The organism is uncultured Bacteroides sp., assembly GCF_947632445.1.
Classification (GTDB): domain Bacteria; phylum Bacteroidota; class Bacteroidia; order Bacteroidales; family Bacteroidaceae; genus Bacteroides.
In genome coordinates this window covers 1-3484 of sequence record NZ_CANRPM010000125.1, presented here as the reverse complement: position 1 = coordinate 3484, position 3484 = coordinate 1, and the positions used below count along the sequence as shown (strand labels likewise).

4 protein-coding genes are annotated in these 3484 nt (G+C 45.5%); 2 read left to right on the top strand and 2 right to left on the bottom strand.

All coding sequences use genetic code 11. The features are described from left to right. Positions 1–389: 389 nt before the first annotated feature. Both Q0Z70_RS13315 and Q0Z70_RS13310 read right to left on the bottom strand, forming a co-directional pair. On the bottom strand, positions 390–737 hold the full coding sequence (locus Q0Z70_RS13315) for a hypothetical protein (RefSeq protein ID WP_298075262.1): 348 nt from the start codon (positions 735–737) through the stop codon (positions 390–392). Beyond that, positions 737–1045, bottom strand: a complete 309-nt coding sequence (locus Q0Z70_RS13310; RefSeq protein ID WP_298075260.1) for a septum formation initiator family protein — start codon at positions 1043–1045, stop codon at positions 737–739. Before Q0Z70_RS13310 ends, Q0Z70_RS13315 begins: the two co-directional genes overlap by 1 nt. Before the next feature lie 195 nt (positions 1046–1240). Between Q0Z70_RS13310 and Q0Z70_RS13305 the strand changes: the two genes are divergently transcribed. After that, a complete protein-coding gene (locus Q0Z70_RS13305) occupies positions 1241–3034 on the top strand; it encodes a DNA polymerase III subunit gamma/tau (protein ID WP_298075258.1) in 1794 nt (597 codons plus the stop codon). 145 nt (positions 3035–3179) lie between these two features. After that, positions 3180–3350 (top strand): 4Fe-4S binding protein, encoded by a 171-nt coding sequence (locus Q0Z70_RS13300; RefSeq protein WP_298075256.1) that lies wholly within the window; start codon positions 3180–3182, stop codon positions 3348–3350. The last annotated feature ends 134 nt before the right edge of the window (positions 3351–3484 follow it).

The window sequence follows — 3484 nt, the reverse complement described above, 5'->3', positions numbered from 1 at the left end:
TTACCCAAGACTGTCAACAGTCTTGCTCTTGTACTACTGTATTGTTTATATGGAATCTCTTCAAAGAACGCTCTTCTATGCGCCCTCCGCCTTAACGGAAAGTGGGTGCAAAGGTAGAAACTCCGAAACATATCATCCAAATTTTTAGAGAACTTTTTTTCTATATAAACTAAAATAATCCTTATAAATACACCACGAACGGAACAGGAAAGACAAAAGAATACAAAATACACATTATTATCTATACACGCGCGCGAAAACATTACAACAGCTACCCGATGGCGGAAGGATGAAAAAGGGAAAACGACGGTCTATGAAGAAGGAAGTGGCGATTTAAGAAGGGGAAAACGGCGGTTTCAGAAAAAGAGAAAATAGAATTGCCGGAAAAGTTATTCCCCTTTCAACTCCTTTTCCTCTTCTTGCGGGATGCGAATGGAAGTATAAAATTGCAGAATAGCCGCTATGGTGAGACTGACAATCCATTCATTACCATGCATAAACAGCATGAAAGCCCCCGTCAATACCAATATAAGTGCACCAAATATCTGCTGACGACGCAGACGCCGAATAATGGCATTTTGGACACACGCAGGTGTATTGATCTGCCCCAAGGCAAACAAAGTGGCACCAATCGTATAGACATAAGGCGCCAACGCCCACTTTGTAATATAGACAGCTGCTCCCGTCAGCACCATGACGGCACCTACCAGCATAAAAGCTTGCATCATCTGTTTCATCATTCTTCTAAATCTTCGTCAAACACATAAACATCTTCATTGGGCTTCTTCATCAGATACTTTTCGCGTGCCACACGTTCGATAGCACCCGAATCGACCGCCAGTTCGCTCAGGCGTCGGGTACTTTCTTCGTACTCGTTACGATATTTTTCTATCTCGCTACGCAATACCTGCTCCTCGCGTGCATACTTCACGCGGCGAAGAATGCTGTTTTCGTCCAAGAACACGATGATTACAGCAAAAACCAATATGGTTATCAGGTATTTGTTCTTGCGAACAAATTTCCAAAGGGAAACCAATTTGTCCATCTTCGGCTATTGATTAAAATCCATTACTTCGTGCCACAAAGATAAGACGATTTAGTGAAAAAGCCGCTTCGGATGGCAAGATTTTCACCAAACAATTCTGCACCGGAAAAGAAAAATAGCCCGACATATTTTGTACTGCCTCGGCTTTCCATTATCTTTGCGCTATTGTGTTAGTGACAAAACATCCTGCATTATATGGAAAACTATATTGTATCGGCTCGAAAATACCGTCCGTCCACTTTTGAATCGGTTGTGGGGCAACGCGCCTTGACCACTACTCTAAAGAATGCCATCGCCACAGGGAAACTGGCCCATGCTTACCTTTTCTGCGGCCCGAGAGGTGTGGGAAAAACAACCTGTGCCCGCATCTTTGCCAAAACCATCAACTGCATGAACCCAACCACCAACGGAGAAGCCTGCAACCAATGTGAGTCATGCAGAGCCTTCAACGAACAACGGTCGTATAACATCCATGAGCTGGATGCCGCCTCGAACAATTCGGTCGACGACATCCGCCAATTGGTGGAGCAAGTACGCATTCCACCCCAGATCGGGAAATACAAGGTCTATATCATCGACGAGGTGCACATGCTGTCGACTTCGGCTTTCAACGCTTTTCTGAAAACATTGGAAGAACCACCGCAGCACGCTATCTTCATCCTCGCCACAACCGAAAAGCATAAAATCCTGCCAACGATCCTTTCACGATGTCAGATTTACGACTTCAGCCGCATCAGTGTAGAAGACACCATCGCCCACCTGGCCCACGTAGCCTCCCAAGAAGGGGTAACGGCCGAACCGGAAGCCCTGAACGTTATCGCCCTGAAAGCAGACGGAGGCATGCGCGATGCCCTGTCCATCTTCGACCAGGTGGTCAGCTTCACAGGAGGCAACATTACATACCAGAACGCTATCGAAAACCTGAACGTACTTGATTATGAATACTATTTCCGCCTGACCGACCACTTGTTGGCAAACAAAGTGACCGACTCGCTGCTGCTATTCAACGACGTACTGAACAAAGGTTTCGACGGCAACCATTTCATTACAGGCCTTTCGTCGCATTTCCGCGACCTGCTGGTAAGCAAAGATGCTTCTACCCTCCCGCTGCTTCAAGTAGGAGCCAGCATCCGCGAACGCTATCAGACGCAGGCACAGAAATGTCCCCTACCCTTCCTGTATCGCGCCATGAAACTTTGCAATGACTGTGACTTAAACTATCGCACCAGCAAAAACAAACGCCTACTGGTTGAACTGACCCTGATACAATTAGCGCAGATTACTTCGGGCGAGGAAGAAGCCATCAGTGACGGGCATAGCCCTAAGCAAGCGATCAAACCCATTTTCAACGCACAAGTCACTACGCAGGTTGCACAACCCGATAAACAACCATCCGTATCGAAATCACAGCAAGTGCAACCTGCCCAACCGGTACATCCATCTCCGGCCATAGCCGCTACGGTGGCGGCACAAGAAAGAAAAGAAGAGAAGAAAATCCCCGTCATGTCGGTGGGAGAGGTTGGCATATCCATCAAGCAACGCCCGCAAGTATCGTCCACCGCCACCGACAAAACCCCAAGCGTCCCCGCGACAACGCCCCCAACAGCACAGCAACCTGAAGAAAACTACATCTTCAACGAACGCGATGTCAACTATTACTGGCAGGAATATGCCGACCGACTTCCCGTCGAACAAGTAGCCATTGCCAAACGTATGCACAACATGCACCCTACACTTTTGAACGACACAACGTTCGAAGTAACGGTAGACAACGAAATCATTTTGAAAGAATTTACCGACATGATACCTGCAATCCAGGATTATCTGCGCACCCACCTGAAAAACAGGAAAGTGATCATGACCGTGCGTGTCAGTGAATCGACAGAAAATACTCGCGCTTACAGTCGTGTAGAAAAATATCAGATGATGGCACAAGAGAACAAGGCTCTGCTGAAACTAAAAGAAGAACTTGGCCTTGAACTTTATTAATTATCAACTGCTTAAACAAACATCTTATTTAGAAAGCAAACAAATTAACACAAAAAAGGTATCTGGACACAACAACCAATGTGGAAAAGCATTATTTTTGCCCCACATAAATTAGTACTAATAATAATTTAAAATTTGAACAAAAATGGCTTACGTAATTAGTGACGATTGTATTGCTTGCGGAACTTGTATCGACGAATGTCCGGTAGGCGCTATCTCTGAAGGTGACAAATATTCTATCGACCCTGAGGCTTGCACAGAGTGCGGCACTTGCGCCGATGTTTGTCCTTCCGAGGCTATCCACTTGGGAGTATAATACAATCTTTTCAGGAAAAGATAAAGGGATATGTCCACAAGGCATATCTCTTTTTTCGGGATATTCAGTAAATGTTCCTAAAAATAAAATGGCATATGAAGATTACATATCATAATCCCTTCAAATGCCATTTT